The organism is Paenibacillus sp. Y301 (assembly GCF_059445505.1).
Genome location: NZ_JCAIUL010000015.1, coordinates 36,825 through 54,774 on the forward strand (window position 1 = coordinate 36,825; position 17,950 = coordinate 54,774).

At 39.8% G+C, this 17,950-nt stretch carries 15 protein-coding genes and 1 pseudogene; 15 read left to right on the forward strand and 1 reads right to left on the reverse strand.

The genetic code is table 11. From position 1 onward, the window contains the following. Positions 1-58: 58 nt before the first annotated feature. The 4 genes from AC1D69_RS20530 to AC1D69_RS20545 all read left to right on the forward strand — a co-directional run bounded on the left by AC1D69_RS20530 (position 59) and on the right by AC1D69_RS20545 (position 4,062). Complete coding sequence (locus tag AC1D69_RS20530) at positions 59-388, forward strand: nucleotide pyrophosphohydrolase (RefSeq protein ID WP_495457999.1); 330 nt, start codon at positions 59-61, stop codon at positions 386-388. 286 nt (positions 389-674) lie between these two features. Continuing rightward, positions 675-1,001 (forward strand): nucleoside triphosphate pyrophosphohydrolase, encoded by a 327-nt coding sequence (locus AC1D69_RS20535; protein WP_495458000.1) that lies wholly within the window; start codon positions 675-677, stop codon positions 999-1,001. Further along, a complete protein-coding gene (locus tag AC1D69_RS20540) occupies positions 985-3,435 on the forward strand; it encodes a DEAD/DEAH box helicase family protein (RefSeq protein WP_495458001.1) in 2,451 nt (816 codons plus the stop codon). Before AC1D69_RS20535 ends, AC1D69_RS20540 begins: the two co-directional genes overlap by 17 nt. Positions 3,436-3,441: 6 nt before the next feature. Further along, positions 3,442-4,062 (forward strand): restriction endonuclease, encoded by a 621-nt coding sequence (locus AC1D69_RS20545; RefSeq protein WP_495458002.1) that lies wholly within the window; start codon positions 3,442-3,444, stop codon positions 4,060-4,062. Positions 4,063-4,190: 128 nt separating this feature from the next. Here AC1D69_RS20545 and AC1D69_RS20550 read toward each other — a convergent pair whose 3' ends face one another. Beyond that, positions 4,191-4,535, reverse strand: coding sequence for a helix-turn-helix domain-containing protein (locus AC1D69_RS20550; protein WP_495458003.1), 345 nt, complete (start codon positions 4,533-4,535; stop codon positions 4,191-4,193). A gap of 160 nt (positions 4,536-4,695) precedes the next feature. Here AC1D69_RS20550 and AC1D69_RS20555 point away from each other — a divergent pair, with 160 nt between their 5' ends. From AC1D69_RS20555 to AC1D69_RS20605, 11 genes and pseudogenes are all read left to right on the forward strand, one after another. Then, positions 4,696-5,145, forward strand: a complete 450-nt coding sequence (locus tag AC1D69_RS20555) for a hypothetical protein (RefSeq protein ID WP_495458004.1) — start codon at positions 4,696-4,698, stop codon at positions 5,143-5,145. A gap of 25 nt (positions 5,146-5,170) precedes the next feature. Then, positions 5,171-5,500 (forward strand): S-layer homology domain-containing protein, encoded by a 330-nt coding sequence (locus AC1D69_RS20560; protein ID WP_495458005.1) that lies wholly within the window; start codon positions 5,171-5,173, stop codon positions 5,498-5,500. Continuing rightward, the gene (locus AC1D69_RS20565) at positions 5,484-5,708 is read left to right on the forward strand and encodes a hypothetical protein (protein ID WP_495458006.1); all 225 of its coding nucleotides are present in this window, start codon (positions 5,484-5,486) and stop codon (positions 5,706-5,708) included. Before AC1D69_RS20560 ends, AC1D69_RS20565 begins: the two co-directional genes overlap by 17 nt. 241 nt (positions 5,709-5,949) lie before the next feature. Then, entirely contained in the window at positions 5,950-6,276 is a 327-nt protein-coding gene (locus AC1D69_RS20570; protein ID WP_495458007.1) for a nucleoside triphosphate pyrophosphohydrolase, read from the forward strand. Positions 6,277-6,874: 598 nt separating this feature from the next. Next, entirely contained in the window at positions 6,875-8,617 is a 1,743-nt protein-coding gene (locus tag AC1D69_RS20575; RefSeq protein ID WP_495458008.1) for an ABC-F family ATP-binding cassette domain-containing protein, read from the forward strand. Positions 8,618-8,974: 357 nt separating this feature from the next. Continuing rightward, positions 8,975-9,931 carry an ABC transporter permease gene (locus tag AC1D69_RS20580; protein ID WP_495458009.1) on the forward strand — a complete coding sequence of 319 codons (957 nt, stop codon included), beginning with the start codon at positions 8,975-8,977 and terminating at the stop codon, positions 9,929-9,931. A gap of 33 nt (positions 9,932-9,964) precedes the next feature. Then, positions 9,965-10,861 (forward strand): carbohydrate ABC transporter permease, encoded by an 897-nt coding sequence (locus AC1D69_RS20585; RefSeq protein ID WP_495458010.1) that lies wholly within the window; start codon positions 9,965-9,967, stop codon positions 10,859-10,861. A 76-nt stretch (positions 10,862-10,937) separates the two neighbouring features. After that, positions 10,938-12,602 (forward strand): extracellular solute-binding protein, encoded by a 1,665-nt coding sequence (locus AC1D69_RS20590; protein WP_495458011.1) that lies wholly within the window; start codon positions 10,938-10,940, stop codon positions 12,600-12,602. A 152-nt stretch (positions 12,603-12,754) separates the two neighbouring features. Further along, on the forward strand, positions 12,755-14,296 hold the full coding sequence (locus tag AC1D69_RS20595) for a response regulator (protein ID WP_495458012.1): 1,542 nt from the start codon (positions 12,755-12,757) through the stop codon (positions 14,294-14,296). Further along, positions 14,293-16,071, forward strand: coding sequence for a sensor histidine kinase (locus AC1D69_RS20600; protein WP_495458013.1), 1,779 nt, complete (start codon positions 14,293-14,295; stop codon positions 16,069-16,071). Before AC1D69_RS20595 ends, AC1D69_RS20600 begins: the two co-directional genes overlap by 4 nt. Before the next feature lie 12 nt (positions 16,072-16,083). Next, positions 16,084-17,827 (forward strand): annotated as a pseudogene (locus AC1D69_RS20605) (ABC-F family ATP-binding cassette domain-containing protein). Positions 17,828-17,950: the final 123 nt, after the last annotated feature.

The following is a 17,950-nucleotide window of genomic DNA, read 5'->3' on the forward strand; positions in this document are numbered from 1 at the left end:
GGTAGATTGATATCTTTCAATGAGCTTTATAAATTATACACCTTAGGAGGTTTCGGTATTGCAACAACTCACATCAAGAATAGTTGATTTTAGGGATCAGAGAAACTGGGGACAGTTTCATAATGCTAAAGATTTAGCGATTTCACTCTCACTTGAAGCGAGTGAACTCTTAGAGTTATTTCAATGGAAACAAAGTGATAATGTTGTTATGGATAGAATGGAGGACATTAAAGATGAACTTGCAGATGTCTTGTATTATGTGCTTTTAATGAGTCATGATCTTGGAATTAATATAGAGGAAGCTCTTGAATCTAAACTGATGAAAAATGATATGAAGTACCCAGTGGACAAGGCGTACGGGAGTAATAAAAAGTATACGGAGTTATAGAGGTGGTATATATAGCTCAGAGCAATTACAATATTGCGATTACTTATCCTACACAATATTAAGCTGTAGAAATTAGGAACGCCTTAAGGAGATGGGGCGTTCTAATCCATTCAAGGATCTGAAAAAACCAATACGATAAAAGAGATCAAATAATAAACCTTACAAGCCCCTAATTAATTCCATAGTGATATAATGACGTAAGGAAACCAGAGTTACATAGAATGGAAGTTACAATAAAGTAAGACTCATTTTCTACAAACTACTCATATACAGAGGAGATATTCTAATGCCTACATATAATAAATTAGTAAGAGATAGCATTCCATTCATCATTACATCCCAAGGAAAAAAATGCAGAACGAGCATTCTAAATCCAGAAGAATACAAGGTGGAATTGAAAGTAAAGCTTAATGAAGAATCAGAAGAATATTTCAAAGCAGACAATAATCAAGAAGCTTTGGAAGAGCTGGCAGATATGTTGGAAGTGATTCGGGCCTTGGCAGAGACGCATGGATCGGATTGGGAGGAACTTGAGAAGATTCGGGCGGATAAGGCGGAAGCACGGGGTGGGTTCCAGGAACGAGTGTATCTAATAGATGTCGATGAAGCTTAATATTAAGTTAATTACAGATAATCTGGCTGATGATTTGATAGCAGGGATAAAGAATGCTTCGAGCATATATATTATGACATCCTTTCTGATGCAGTCAGGTGTGAGCTTGTTAGCTCCACATTTGAAAAATGCCTTAGAACTCGGAGCCGAGGTTAAGATATTAGCGGGAGATTATCTATATATAACCCAGCCCGAAGGGCTTCGAGGACTGTATGCCATTGATGATAGAATAGAGGCGCGATTATGGCGCAGTATGGGGACGTCTTTTCATCCCAAAGCGTATTTGTTCGACTATGACAATGGAGAAGGGCTGCTGATTGTTGGCTCTTCTAATTTCTCATTCTCTGCCTTAAAGACAGGATTTGAATGGAATCTAGCGATGAATGCAGAGGCTGAACCATATACGTTCCAGAATGCATTGGAAAAATTCATACAGAGCTTTTATAACGAGACAACTCTACCTGTCAATCCTGATTCAATTAGCTTGTATGAGCATGAGTATTTGCAGTACCATCAGAAGAATCCTGAGTTGATCCGAAGGATCACGGAGATGGAAGAAGCAGAGATTCGAAGTGAAGTGCAAGAGAAACCGAGAGAGGAAGAGAGCGAAGATTCTCTTGTTTCGATCAGTCCTAGACCTGCTCAAGAGGCGGCACTTGAAGCGTTAGAGCGGACACTTGAAGAGCAGTACGACAAGGCTATGGTTGTTATGGCAACGGGGCTTGGCAAGACGTATCTCGCAGGATTCCTTGCGCAGCGTTTTAAGAGAGTACTGTTTATCGCGCATCGTGAAGAAATTCTTTATCAAGCTAGAAACTCTTTCAAGCGGATTATGCCGAATAAGTCATACGGGATATATAACGGACAATTCAAAGAAGGAGAGGCCGACTGTGTCTTTGCTTCTATTTATACGTTGGGAATGAAGAAACACCGTGAAGGCTTCGCGCGGGATGATTTCGATCTGATCATCGTGGACGAGTTCCATCATGCCGCTGCTGTATCATATATGTCGGTGAATGAGTATTTCAAGCCTGTATTTCTGCTGGGGATTACAGCTACGCCAGATCGGTTGGACGGGAAAGATGTATATGCGTTTTGTGATGGTAATGTTGCGTATCAGATTCATTTTATTGAAGCGATCCGAAAAGAGTGGCTTGCCCCATTTCACTATGTGGGTGTGTATGATGAGACGGATTATACGAAAATTAGATGGATCGGAAATCGTTATGACGAAGAACAATTACTATTAGTTCAATTGAAAGAGTCACAAGCTGAGAAAATTTATGAAGCATGGAATCGGCATAAGCAGACTCGGACAATCGGGTTCTGTTCTTCGATTCAACAAGCGGATTATTTGGCGGCTTATTTCCGTAGTAAGGGTGTATCTGTGCTTAGTTTACATTCGCGTACAACGGAGATGTCTCGTGGAGATGCGATTCAAGCATTGGAGATAGGGGAACTGGAAGTTGTGTTTACAGTCGATTTGTTTAATGAAGGAACGGATATTCCGAGCGTGGATACGCTATTGTTCGTACGTCCGACAGAGTCGCTCACGGTATTTACTCAACAAGTAGGCCGTGGACTGAGATTGGCAGAAGGTAAATCTCATTGCGTCATCATTGATCTGATCGGTAATTATCGGAATGCTGATGTGAAGCTGAAGCTATTTGCAGAACCGAATGAAGATGCTGGCAAGGGCAAACGTGAGGAGATCATCCCTACGCTACCACTGAATTGTGAGATCCACTTGGATACAGAGGTGGTCAATCTTCTACAAGAATTGACTCGTAAAAGACTACCTCACCGCGAGAAGCTTCAACATGATTTCGTCAGCTTGAAGCAGGAGTTGGGTCGAATCCCAACATACCTAGAGCTTCATCTACATGGGAACTCGGGTAGCCAACAATACAAGAATGAATTCGGTTCTTATATCGGATTTCTGCATTGGGCGGAGTTGTTAAGTGAACATGAAAGTGAGTTGTACCTTCGTTATGAAGCATGGATTCATGATGTAGAGAAAACGGTGATGACGAAGAGTTACAAAATGATTGTATTGCTCTATATGCTAGAGCGTGGTGAGTCACGTTGGACAGAACCTATAACACCGGACGAGATGGCTGAATTCTTCCATAGATATCTTACGGAGAAGGAGTATCGCAGACGGATTGATTTTGCGGATAAGGATTCGAGAAAGATGTGGGAGTGGAACGAAGCTACTGCAACGAAAATAGCCCAACTGATCGCTCTTATGCCAATGAGCAAGTGGAGCGGGGCCAAAGGTAGCATGACACGGTTTGAAAATGGGTTGTTCTCGCTCGGGTTCGAAGTGGACATGGAGGATCAGGCTGTGCTGCACCGTTGGACAGAGGAAATTTGTCTGTATCGATTACATTTGCATTTTGAGAGAAGAGAAAAGACAGAAACGAGGAAATAGACAGATATGAAAGAAATAATAGGGTTCATGGTGGTCGTTATTGTACTCGGTGTCATTGCAGGTTTATTACAGCCAACGAAGAAGAAAAAGAAAAGAAGTGTACATAAGAAGAACAATGTAAGTAAAAAGAGTAGTACGAATAAAGCAGGGAGTTCTATTCAAAGATCATCCATGGTATGTAGAACGGACGAAGTGATTTTGACAAGGCCGCTGGATGATTTGAACGGTGCTGAATTCGAGCGTCTGCTTGCACTTTATTTTCGAGGTCAAGGTTATATGGTCAAAGAGGTAGGTGTTGGTGGTAAGGATGGTGGCGTTGATCTAGTCATTATCGATAAGCGTGGAGAGAAAACGGCTGTTCAAGCTAAATGTTATGCTGACCATAATAAGGTTAATGTACAAACCGTTCGTGAACTAGTAGGAACCAAACGAAATCATGATTGTATTCTTTCATTGATAGTAACTACTTCTGATTTAACTGGGCCAGCCAAGAGTGAGGCGGAGGAGTTCAAAGTGGATTATTGGCACGGCGGTTTAGTTGAGCAAAAGCTTCAATCTTGGGGTGAATGGCAACCAACTAATAAGAAACTGAAGTCAGTAACAACTAATAGGGCCAAAGTGAATTAGTCTGAGTTCAACGATGAAATAAGATGTTGGTGGGAAAGTATCAATGCAGTAAAAAGACACTGATGAATAGGATCTCAGTGTCTTTTTTGCTATATTGATTGTTTAATATATCTGTCGTGTACTGTATTTCACTTATTATTAAAAATCTCTCTCAACACATTCTTGGCCATTGCAATTTGCTGAGGATCTGATTTCCGAAGCATCATCATAATTTCATTAACATTCGCATCCGATTCTGTCTGTTCGTATTCTTCATTTATGTAGTTAAACAGTTGAGCAACATTAACATCCAATGCGGTTGCTATTTTTTCGAGATTCAATAAAGCTACATTTTTTTCACCTCGTTCAATCTGTCCAATATATGAAAAATGAAACCCTCCTTTTTCTCCAAGGGATTCTTGTGACATTCCTCTTTCTTTTCTTAAGACTCTAATTCGTGCACCAACTAGTTTAAGTATTTCTTTCTCCTTCATTTACTACACTCCTCTATATTCAAAAGTGTAGTCAAGTTTTGAAATGATAAACACCGTATTATAAATATTATTAATATCTATAAGTATCAAAAAAATGTATAATGGTTTTATTACTAATTTATGTATTTGTATGGCGAAATAATTAAAGAAGGTGATTCCATTGAACAGTATTTCCAACAGTTCAGAAATCAAATCACGCTTATTAGACAGAATTCATGGTTATCATGCACTATCGCAATCACATATGGATTTGGCTACGTTACTTTTGAAAGGAAATTTGACCAGTACTTGTGTGATTATAGGACAGATGTCAGTAAAGGCTATGCTTAAGGCAGTTTACTTGAAGGAAGATAATCGGGGCGTATTCACGGATATGAATCAGATTTCATTCGAGGAACTACTATCTTTTGCACGAGATCATGACCTTATTGATTGGGATACAGAGCAATTATTAAGCAAAATATTCTTTCTATCGAGTCTAGAGAATATATCATTGGTCATGAACCTTGATAAGGATCATGTGATGATGATCATGAGGAGAGTAGAGGAATCATTAAAAGTACTATCTGAGAGAATAGGAGTCTTTAATGAGGGGAAATATTACTTCTAACGAGTCTATAAGCAAGGCTGCGATTTTGGGCTTTATTAGCCCAGAGGATTACAGCGACGGTAAGTTTGCACAATGGTTTTCTAACGGATTGGTGAAAAGTGACCCAAGTTTCGCTATAGCCTTGAAAGAAGTTGAAGGTACTATTTTACCATTCACAGAGTATTATAGAAACGTAATTAGCAACGAACAAGTTAACGATTTGAGTCTGATGTTAGGTACAGGAGTGATCAGTGGCTACGCTGATGGTAGTTTTGGTGGGAACAGGAATGTAACTTTCAAAGCTATTTGGGGCAAGAGTCTTAAATTTAATTACGATATAGCCGATTTGAAATTGTACTATGGTATCGTATATTGATCTATTTAAGGATGCTAAATACAAGAGTGTGTATACTAATATGTTTGGTGCTGATGATAACACAAGGATGTCACGCGTTGCTGATAGCACACATGACTTACGTTATGTAGTTTACGTAGATTTTGCACTTACTACTAAGGATGGTGCTCCTGAGACTATGGCTATACTTAATTTCACTACATCCAGGTTATTCGGTATTAGATTATAAGGTTACCTTTAATCATTACAAAGCTGGACAAACGGTGCGTACTTGGGCCTACGGTACTAGATTAGGTAAGTTACAAGGCGATTCTGATACCACTACTGCAATCGATGGTTCGGAGGTTTATATCGGAATACCATTTAAGTAGTAAAAACAAATTCATGAGCAACATAAAGTAGATATCACAACATAGAAGAACATTTATTTCTTGCAAATAACCACACGCGTATACGGAAGGAACGGTTCCATGCCTACATACAACAAATTAGTACGAGATCGTATTCCATTCATCATTACATCCCAAGGGAAAGAATGCAGAACTCGCATTCTGAATCCAGAAGAATACACGGCGGAATTGAAAGTGAAACTTCATGAAGAATCAGAGGAATACTTTAAGGTGAATAATGATCAAGAAGCTCTAGAAGAGTTGGCAGATATGTTGGAAGTGATTCGGGCCTTGGCAGAGGCACATGGATCGACCTGGGCGGAGCTTGAGAATATTCGCGCGGATAAGGCGGAATCCCGTGGGGGATACCAGGAACGCGTGTATTTAATCGATGTTGAAGAAGTTTAATGAAATGCCGACAAAACATAAGGATACGAGTATTAATCCCTATATATGTTTGGGTGTATAATGGAGGGAAACAGAAGAATCAGGAGGTGCCATTTGTGAGTAACTTAGAATCATTAATGGATGAGATTATTATCGAAAACCATGAGGCATTGAAGGAGTTAGCCGAGTGAAGAATATAATTATTGAAAATAAGCGGATAGGTGTAGGACAATAATAACTATATAGTGGCTTTGTGTATGTGTTTTCTCAGGTTACGTAAAGGAAAACGATGGAATGCGTACGAAGTAGCGAAGGTGGCGGAATTGTCCTGTAGAAGCGAAAGCGTTCGCCTACAAGCTTTCCGTAGGAAAGCTACTTCGAAAGCATATGCTTGCACTCTGATTTCAACCGCTAAAAAGCGGAATACAATCAAGAAATCAGAGGGCAACAGCGATCGGAAGGACAATCCGTCATCGTAGCGGCATCCTACGAGCACTCTAAGTTCTATTTTTCCATGTCACGTACAACTTTAATCTGAAATGATTGTAGTTAGATGTAAACAGTGTTATTCTACAACTTCAGTACATCTAATAATTTAGTTAGAAAGAAAGGTAACACTATGATAACAGTTGATAACTTATCCTTCTCATTTCCGCAAAAAGAACTATATAGAAACATTACATTTACGCTTGAAGAGGCACAACATTGCGCTTTTATAGGAACAAGTGGCAGTGGGAAAAGTACACTGATCGATATATTGATGGATCCCGAAAGATATCTGTATGAAGGTAAGTTAGAGATAGACCCAACGTGCAGAATTGGGTATGTTAGTCAGTTCTCACCACTAGACAGAAGTAAAGAAACAACCGTATTCGAATATATCGGTGAAGAATTTATTAAGATACAGAATGAAATAAATGTGATTTGCACGGAGATGGAGACATCTACGGATATTGAAGCGTTATTAGAAAAATATCAACTCGCTTTAGATGCATTTGATGCGATGGATGGGAATGATTATGAGAGCAACATTCATAAGCAACTAAATCTTGCTAACCTCATGAAGCTAAGAGATGTTAGAGTATCCGACCTGAGTGGCGGGGAATTCAAGCTGATTCAAGTTATTAAGGAAATGCTGAATAGTCCAGACTTAATGATAATGGATGAACCCGATGTATTTTTAGATTTTGAGAACCTCAATGCGCTGAAGAATCTGATTAATGCGCACAAAGGGATGCTGCTCGTTGTTACGCATAACAGATATCTATTGAATCATTGTTTCAACAAAATGTTGCACCTTGAGAACATGGAGCTCCAAGAGTTCGACGGGCGATATATTGAGTATAACTTCTCATTACTTGAGACGAAGATTGAGTTACAAGAACTCACCATCGCTGAGGCTGAAGAAATTGAGCGAAATGAGATCATCATCGATAATCTTAGAGCTATCGCAGAATATAATTCAGAAGCATCTAGAGGAAGAGCGCTCAAAGCTAGAGTGAGATTTCAAGAAAGATTGGAAGCACGTAGACTTAAAGCGCCATTCGTAGATATTAAGCAACCGAATATTAGCTTAGATATGGATCATGAACTGGAAGAAGACACTACGGTTATAAATGTCAGTAATTATGGTGTTGCCTTTGATGAGTTACTGTTAGAGAATGTTAACTTTGAGATCAAATCTACGGATAAAGTAGCCTTGATCGGTGCAAATGGTACGGGGAAAACAACGTTACTCCGGGATATTTTTAAGAATAATCATGAGTCCATTGAAATAAATGCTGATGCGAAAGTGGCTTATTTATCTCAGCTGCAAGGCGAAGTTCTAAAGGATTCGAATACCATCCTCGAAGAATTCATCGATGCTGGGTTCGAAACGTATGATGAGGCTAGATCCTATCTTGCTCACTATGGCTTTGAAGGCGAAATCGTTAATCAGAAGATCGAATCTTTATCGGGTGGAGAAAAAAATATCCTTCAATTAGCGAAAGTTTCTGCTAGTAAAGCCAATGTTTTACTTCTGGATGAACCGACAAGTCATTTAGACACCTATACACAACTCGCACTAGAGAAAGCCATTCAAGAATACAAAGGCGCGATTCTCATGATTTCGCATGATTTCTATTCTGTGGTCAATGGGATGGATTATGTGTTAATCATTGACGATAAGACGATTAGAAAAATGACTATAAAAAAATTCAAAAAGATGATTTATGCGCATCATTTTGACAGAGACTATTTAGAGATGGAACAAAACAAAAAAGCAGTTGAAACGAAAATAGAATTGGCTTTAAAAGATAATCATTTCGAACTTGCAAAAGGTTTGCTTGTTGAGCTAGAAGCGCTGATTAAGTTGCTGTAAATCATAACCCTACTATGGACCGCTGTGCCGAGGGAATATATCAAGAAGAGGACATAGAAGAATGGATTATTGAACATCAAGTGTAGTAATGCTTGATGTTTTTTTGTGTAATGATGAGTTGGAGTTCAAGAAGGCCATCTCATTCAGTATTTTTATGAAACTGGTGAGGGTCTTTTTTTGTTTTATATAGCTCGATAGATTCGTATTAGAGGGTCAAGGGACTCCACGTTGAGAAAAAATTATCCTTCTATGATTGAAAAGTATCATTTTTAGTTGTTTAAGTAGATATTATTGATTTTGCTCTCAGGATAAAATATATGGAGAACAACAAGAGCAAAGAGCAAGGGGGATTGAGTAGTGGCACAACTTTCCGTAGAGAACGAGCTGAAATTAAAACCGAAAACAAAGAATGTGTTCAATCGATTTATGGCACAAATGGATATCCAATTGATGGTACTTCCAGGTTTACTGCTTATTTTTGTGTTTAGTTACATTCCGATGTACGGTGTCTTAATGGCATTTCAAGATTACAGTATTTTCAAAGGTTTTGGGGCGAGTGAATGGGTGGGGATGAAGCATTTTGATATGTTCTTCAACTCGCCGGAGTTTTGGACAGTCATGCGAAATACAGTTGTCATAAGCTTGTTGAAATTCTGTATAGGTTTCCCAGCACCCATCCTTCTTGCATTGATGCTTAATGAAGTAAAGAACATGATGTTTAAGAAAGTCATACAAACGGTAAGTTACCTTCCCCATTTTATGTCTTGGGTGATCGTCGCTGGATTGATCATGTCAATGCTTTCGACCGACAATGGAAGCGTTAACATTCTACTTGAGAAGATGAACTTTGTTGATGAACCGATTAACTTTCTATCGATTCCCAACATGTTCTGGGGCATTCTTGTATCAACGGGTGTCTGGAAAGACATCGGCTTTGGATCCATTGTATATTTAGCCGCTATCGCTAGTATTGATCCTAGTATGTACGAGGCTGCATCAATGGATGGAGCAAGTAAATTTAAACAAATATTTTTGATCACGTTACCTTCTATCATGCCAGTTGTCATTATATTTATGATATTAGCGATTGGGAATTTGCTGAATGCAGGCTTCGAGGATATACTCCTACTTGCTTTAAACCCAATACTTAGGGAAGTGTCTGATGTCATTGATACTTACGTTTATCGAGTGGGTATTCAAAGCTCGAGGTACTCATATGCCACTGCGGTAGGTTTGTTCAAAGCATTAATCAGCGTCGGACTTCTAACGATAGCCAACTATGCAGCACGCAGAGGTGGCAACAGCTTATGGTAAACAAACAACTTAGTCCGGAAAGGCGATGATGCAATGATCAGATATAGCTTTGGAGACCGCATCATGACGGTTACCATCTACATCCTACTTACAATATTAGCTTTTATAACCTTCTATCCCTTCTGGAATGCGCTCGTCATTTCATTTAACACGGGTATAGATACCTCGAAAGGTGGCATAACCTTTTGGCCACGAGACTGGACGTTGGAAAATTACGGGATTGTACTTAAGGATAAACGAATGGTCAACGCATTCATGGTCTCAATCGCAAGGACGGTTGTCGGTACTATATCGTCGATATTGTTCACGGCTATTTTCGCTTATGGTATCTCGAGGAAAGAGCTGATAGGTCGCAAATATTATATGATCATGTGCATCGTTACGATGTATTTCAGCGGCGGGCTCATTCCTACTTTCTTGCTCATTCGGGAAGTACATCTGATGAATACGTTCTGGGTATTTATTATCCCATCACTTATCAGCGTTTGGAATATGATCATTTTTCGGACCTTCTTTCAAGGCTTGCCTGCAGGTCTTGAGGAAGCGGCCAAAATCGATGGGAGTGGCAATTGGGGAGTCTTTTTCCGGATTGTTATGCCACTATCTGGACCCGTTATCGCAACGCTATCACTTTTCACGGCAATCTATCATTGGAATGATTGGTTTGGACCAAGTATCTACATTACAAATGAGAAGTTGGTTCCTATACAAACGATGCTCAAGCAAATATTGAACTCTAACACTGTATCGGATCAAATGTCTCAGCTTGATTCAGCGGCACAGGGCCAACTGGCCAAAATGAGAACGGTATCAAGCAAGTCTCTGTCCATGGCGACAATGATGGTGGCTACACTTCCGATTATTATGGTGTATCCGTTCGTGCAGAGATATTTTGTGAAGGGTGTTCTTGTTGGATCTTTGAAAGAGTAAGACAAGCATGTGGAATTGGTTTTTGAGCGAAAGCTTTGAACATATAAATATGAGCTTGAAAGGGGAGTTTTAACAGATGAGGTTTAAAATTAAATTGCTCGTCCCGATCGTCTCCACATTTATGGCCGTTTCATTATTGGCTGGTTGCGGCGGCAATGGCAATGGAGGTAACTCCAGCAGTGGCAAAGCTAATAATACTCCAAAAGAGACGGCTAGCGAAACGTCAACATCTGTGTATGAGCTTGGTAAAGAGCAGCTTGATTTCACGCTTTATGGTCATTACGATTGGTACACCATGCCAGCATGGGGTGGCGAAATTACAAGTACATGGATTAGAGATAACAAGAAAGTAAACGTTAAACCGATTCATTCGGGTGGTGCAGCTCCTTCGAAACTGAACACGATGATCGCGAGTGGCGAGCTACCTGATGCGATTTGGTTGGAGCGCGTTGAGGTTGAGAAATTACGTGCGGCCGACTTGCTCGTACCGTTTGATGACTATATTGATAAATATCCGAATTTGAAAAAGTGGTTGGGCGATGAGGGTATTAATATGCTTCGTTCCGATGATGGTAAATTGTATCAATTCCCTAACTGGTATACAAAGCAACCGAATGGTAATTCAGGTTATGTTGTGAACAAGAAGATTTATACAGAGCTTGGTTCACCTAAGCTAGAAACAACTGATGACCTATATAGTTATTTGAAGCTTGTAAAAGAGAAATACCCGGATGTTATTCCTTACGAGCCGCATTTAGCTAAAGACGGACAAGGAATTGATGTCTTGTATTCAGCTTTTAAAGAAAATAATCAAGGATATCCTGGCATGCGCGCTGTTAAGAACGGGGATAAATTGACTTCGATTTTCCTTGATCCTGAATTCCGTGAAGCACAACAATATATCACTAAGCTATTCCGTGAGAAATTGATTACCCAGGATGCTATGACACAAACGGTTGATCAGATTGAAGAAAAAGTAATGTCAGGCCGCATCGCGGTGTACGCAAGTGCAAGTCCGACGGAAATTGGTATGAAAGCTGATGCCGAGCTTACCAAAAATGATCCAGATGCAGGTTACTTCATGATTTGGCCGATTCACAAGGAAGGTCTTGATAAAGATAAGATTTACCCTGGAACATACGGGATGCTTGGTTGGAACGTAACAGTTATTACGAAATCAGCTAAAGACCCAGAAGCAATCTTCGCTTTCTATGACTGGCTGACTGGCGCTGAAGGACAAACCGTATTAATGTGGGGCCCTCCAGGCATCTATTGGGATGGCGTAGAAGCAGACGGCGAGACGCCGAAATTTACAGACAAATATACGTCTGATCGAGCTGGACTAGGGAAGTTGCAAGCGGACACAACGGACCTGAACTGGGTTGGTAATACGGTGTTCCTAGATACAACGAAAGCTAAGTTTGAAGCGAACTTACCCGTGGAGCAACAAAACTGGGCAACTCGCTATCAACGTGAAATAACTTGGGCAACGCAATCTAATGTGACAGAATTCATTAACATTGATCCACAACCAGAAACAGAAGAAGGCATTATTCGTCAGCGTATCGAGGATCTGTACCTTGAAGTGAGAGCAAAAGTATTGTTCGCTAAATCTGATGAAGATGTACTTGCCATCCTTGATAAGGCGGAGAAAGATGCTCAAACGGCTGGTTATGACAAACTCCTTGCATTCAAAACAGAGAAATGGCAAGCAAATCTTCAGAAAATGAAAGCAGAATAATTAAAAAGCAATAATTAAAGCTTTTCAAAAAACGCCAGGTATACTAAGCTTCTTAGTGTACCTGAGTTTTTTTCGTTTTCAACTTACTTCTCATGCTGAAACCAAAATCCTGGTTGCATTTTCGCATTTCCTGAAATGGAGTTGAGAATATCATGTATAAAGTATTGCTGGCAGATGACGAAAAGCTAGATTTGGAAGGAATGCGTACGTTTATTCCTTGGCAGGAGCTCAATATGGTGGTCGTGGCCGGTGTAATGAATGGTTTCGATGCTTGTAAGGTGTTGGATGAGGAAAGGATCGACATTCTAGTAACGGATGTGCGTATGCCGAATATGTCGGGGTTGGAGTTGGCGAGACGAGCACTTGAGAAGTCGAAGGATATTAAAATTATATTTGTCAGCGGTTATCAGGACTTTAGTTATGCCAAGCAGGCGATGTCGCTTCATGCCGTCAATTATTTACTGAAACCCATGGATGATCAGGAGCTTATTGATTCCCTAATTAAGGTGCGTGCTGACCTGGATCAGGAGCAGGTTCGGCAGGAAACTTATGGTCAAATGGTCCCAATTATTAAAAATGAATTACTGCTACAACTGTTTGAAGGACCGATCAACGAGAAGACAATTAATACGCTTAACCAAGAGTATGAAATGAATAGTTTTATATGGCCAGGTCGTGCGGCAGTTCTTGAAATCGATGATCTGGCGTGGAAGAAGGGTGACAAGAACGGAAGTGAGCAGGGCGAAATGCAGCAACTCGTATCGATTTGTACGGAGCTCGGCGTTAGGCATATTTGTAAAATAAGCAAAGCTCGAGTAGCTGTGCTCATTGAGCATATGGGTAACGATTCCTTACTGCAACGGATTATGGACCGGGTGAATAGGGAAAACCATTTCTCGATTACGGCTGGTGTTGGAGAGCAATATTACTCAACCTCCGAATTAACGGCCTCTTATCATCAAGCGGTGGAAGCATTGGATTTGAAAATGTTCTATGGCAAAGGTAAAATAATCGGTCACGGCGAGGTCAGACCATCGGAGAAGGAGGATATGAAGTATTTAGCTACAAAGCTTGAGGCGTTATTCGTGGCGATGTCGGATTACGAGCTTGTCTGCATTCATGATGAGTTGGATTCTTTGTTTCAGGTAGCCAAAAGCTTAAAATCGAAATTTACGTTACGGAATTATGCGCTCTATATTGTCATGAAGCTAGATAATTATTTACAAAGAACAAATGAAAGCGTATTCCAACTGTTGGGGATGGAGCTGGATCATTACGAAATCATACAACAATTTGAAACGATAAGTGACATCCATTCATGGCTTAGACGGAGAGTTTATGAGACTTCGGAGGCACTACAAGCAAATAAACATAGGAAAAATTGGAAGATTATTAAGCAAATGATTGATTATATGAAAGAGCGAATGCATGAAACCATTACGCTGCGTGATCTAGCGGAGCAGTTTTCGTTCTCGCCTAACTATCTCGGATTAATTTTCAAAGAGGAAACAAGTAAAAATTTCAGTGAATATTTCATCCAACTGCGAATGGAGGAATCATGCGAGCTACTTAAAACGACGAATATGAAAATATATGAAATAGCCGATCAAGTGGGCTATCGTCACTTGCCTTATTTCAGCAGGCAATTTAAAGAGACATACGGCATGACGCCATTGGAGTATAGACGAACATGACTACGCACAAGAAGGAGAATCGTTATATTCCGTTCGGTATCAAGCTGATGCTTACGTACAGCGTGTTTATAATAATACCAGTGCTTCTCGTCGGCTATGCTGCTAATATGATCTTTACGAACTCGATACAAGAGCGAACTCGCGAGGTAAATCACGGAACATTGCAACAGATGAAGGATAATATTTCTTACAGAATAGAGGATATGTCTCGTATTTCGGGCATGCTTTATTTTGATAGCAATCTAGCTTCTTATTTACGCCATTATGAGGAGGGCTGGGTTAGCTACGAGGCAACGACAAAGCAACTTCTCCCGAAGATACTGACGACCATTGGATCTGCGAACAATAAAACGAGACTTGAAGTCTATTTACATAACGATACGCTTCCAGAGATTTATCATAACTACAATAACAACGATCCTCTGAAGGCTGAAGGTCCATTATTCGATTTATACAATATTTCTAGAATTAAGGATAAGGCGTGGTATTTGAATTATCCGGAGGAAAATTATGGTGTAACGATGCAATGGAAGCAGGTGGAGGACGACTCGGAATTTGGACATATCTCACTTTTAAGACGGCTCGTCGATACGAATAGTCCGAGTATAATTGCGGAAATAGGTTTAGTTCGGATCAGCCTGAGACTAACGGATTTGCTTGAAAGTGTCGATTCCGAGAAAATTGGCAAAGGAACGAAGATTTTCGCGTTGGATGAGAACCATAAGATTATGTTCTCCTCCGGTGATACTGATAATAATCTTGGTGAGACGCTGAGCAAGGAGGATACTGATAACTATTGGATTATTGATGAGGCTATTCCGCAGTTAAATTGGCATTTGGTTGCGCTTGTTCCGACCGATATTATGGAGAAGGCGACAGAAAAGGTTAGAGTATGGACGGCATTAATCTGCTTAGCCTGTTATATCGTATTTTCAGTAGCTGGTTTATACATATCCCGTTTTTATTCTCGCAAAGTATCGAAAATCGTCCGCGTTCTCGATTCGTTTAAAGAGGGTGACTTTCATAAGGTCATACACTTTAAGGGGAAGGATGAATTTACGCGTATTTCGGTAGCTCTTAATGAAATGGGTCAGAATATTGATGAACTAATTCAAGAGCTGTATATGACGAACATCAAGAAAAAGGAAGTAGAGCTAGAGTCGCTCCAGGCACAAATTAATCCTCATTTCTTGTACAACACGCTTTCCTCGATCAGCCGGTTGGCGAAATTTGGCGAGGTGGACAAGCTGCAGCGAATGGTGCTTGATTTGGCGAAATTTTATCGGCTATCGCTTAATGAGGGCAGAACAGTTATACCAATCAAAAATGAGCTAGAGCAGATGGAAGCCTATATTAACATTCAGAAGACGAAGTTTGGAGACGGAATGCAGGTGATATTCGATGTTCAGTCGGATATTATCCGATTTCAGACGGTAAAGCTTATATTACAGCCTTTTATCGAAAATGTGTTAGAGCATGCATGGTATGGCGATTGCATTAATATTCGTATTGTCGCCAGGCTTGTGGGGGAGCTTATCACGTTCCAAATTATTGATGACGGCATCGGCATTCATCCCGAAATACTTCGCCAACTTTTTGATCCTGCGGAGAACTTAAACGTTGGCTATGGCATTCGCAATGTAGATGAAAGAATCAAACTTCACTTTGGAGCAGAATACGGTGTGAAGATTGTGAGTAGAAGTGGCATCGGAACGTCTGTTAACATTACGATTCCTGCTCAGAAAAGGGATAAACTATCGGGCCGTCCGAGTTAAAGTAAGACCACTATGATAACAGTTGATAACTTATCCTTCTCATTTCCGCAAAAAGAACTATATAGAAACATTACATTTACGCTTGAAGAGGCACAACATTGTGCTTTTATAGGAACAAGTGGCAGTGGGAAAAGTACACTGATCGATATATTGATGGATCCCGAAAGATATCTGTACGAAGGTAAGTTAGAGATAGACCCAACGTGCAGAATTGGGTATGTAAGTCAGTTCTCAGAACTAGACAGAAGTAAAGAAACAACCGTGTTCGAATATATCGGTGAAGAATTTATTAAGCTACAGAATGAAATCAATGTGATCTTAACGGAGATGGAGACATCTACGGATATTGAATCGTTATTAGAGAAATATCAACTCGCTTTAGATGCATTTGATGCCATGGATGGGAATGATTATGAGAGCAACATCCATAAGCAACTAAACCTAGCCAACCTCATGAAGCTAAGAGATGTTAGGGTATCGGACCTGAGTGGTGGGGAATTCAAGCTGATTCAAGTCATCAAGGAAATGCTGAATAGTCCAGACTTATTGATAATGGATGAACCCGACGTATTCTTAGATTTCGAGAACCTCAATGCGCTGAAGAATCTGATTAATGCTCACAAAGGTATGCTGCTCGTTGTTACGCACAATAGATATCTATTGAATCATTGTTTCAACAAAAATCCTACACCTTGAGAACATGGAGCTCCAAGAGTTCGACGGGCGATATATTGAGTATAACTTCTCATTACTTGAGGCGAAGATTGAGTTACAAGAACTTACTATCGCTGAGGCTGAAGAAATTGAGCGAAATGAGATCATCATCGATAATCTTAGAGCGGTTGCAACATATAATTCAGAAGCATCTAGAGGAAGAGCGCTCAAAGCTAGAGTTAAATTTCAAGAAAGATTGGAAGCACGTAGACTTAAAGCGCCATTCGTAGATATTAAGCAACCGAATATTAGCTTAGATATGGATCATGAACTGGAAGAAGACACTACGGTTATACATGTGAGTAATTATGGTGTTGCCTTTGATGAGTTGCTGTTAGAAAATGTGAACTTTGAGATCAAATCTACGGATAAGGTAGCCCTAATCGGTGCAAACGGTACGGGGAAAACAACGTTACTCCGAGATATCTTTATGAATAATCATGAGTCCATTGAAATCCATGCGGATGCGAAAGTATCTTATTTATCTCAGCTTCAAGGCGAAGTTCTAAAGGATTCGAATACCATCCTAGAAGAATTCATCGATGCTGGGTTCGAAACGTATGATGAGGCTAGATCCTATCTTGCTCACTATGGCTTTGAAGGCGAAATCGTTAATCAGAAGATAGAATCTTTATCTGGTGGAGAAAAAAATATCCTTCAATTGGCTAAAGTTTCTGCTAGTAAAGCCAATGTATTACTTTTGGATGAACCGACAAGTCATTTAGACACCTATACACAACTCGCACTAGAGAAAGCCATTGAAGAGTATAAAGGTGCAATTCTCATGATTTCGCATGATTTCTATTCTGTGGTCAATGGGATGGATTATGTTCTAATCATTGATGATAAGACCATTAGAAAAATGACTATCCGCAAATTTAGAAAGATGATTTATGCGAATCATTTTGACAGAGACTATTTAGAGATGGAACAAAACAAAAAAGCAGTTGAAACGAAGATAGAATTGGCTTTAAAAGATAATCATTTCGAACTTGCAAAAGGTTTGCTTGTTGAGCTAGAAGCGCTGATTAAGTTGCTGTAAATCACTGAAATAACACGAGAGGTTATGCATTAGTTCTCTGAACTTTTGCGAAGCCTCTTTTTTTTGCGTTTTTATATCCATTTTTTAACGAAAACATATAAAATTAGTATCATATTAAATATT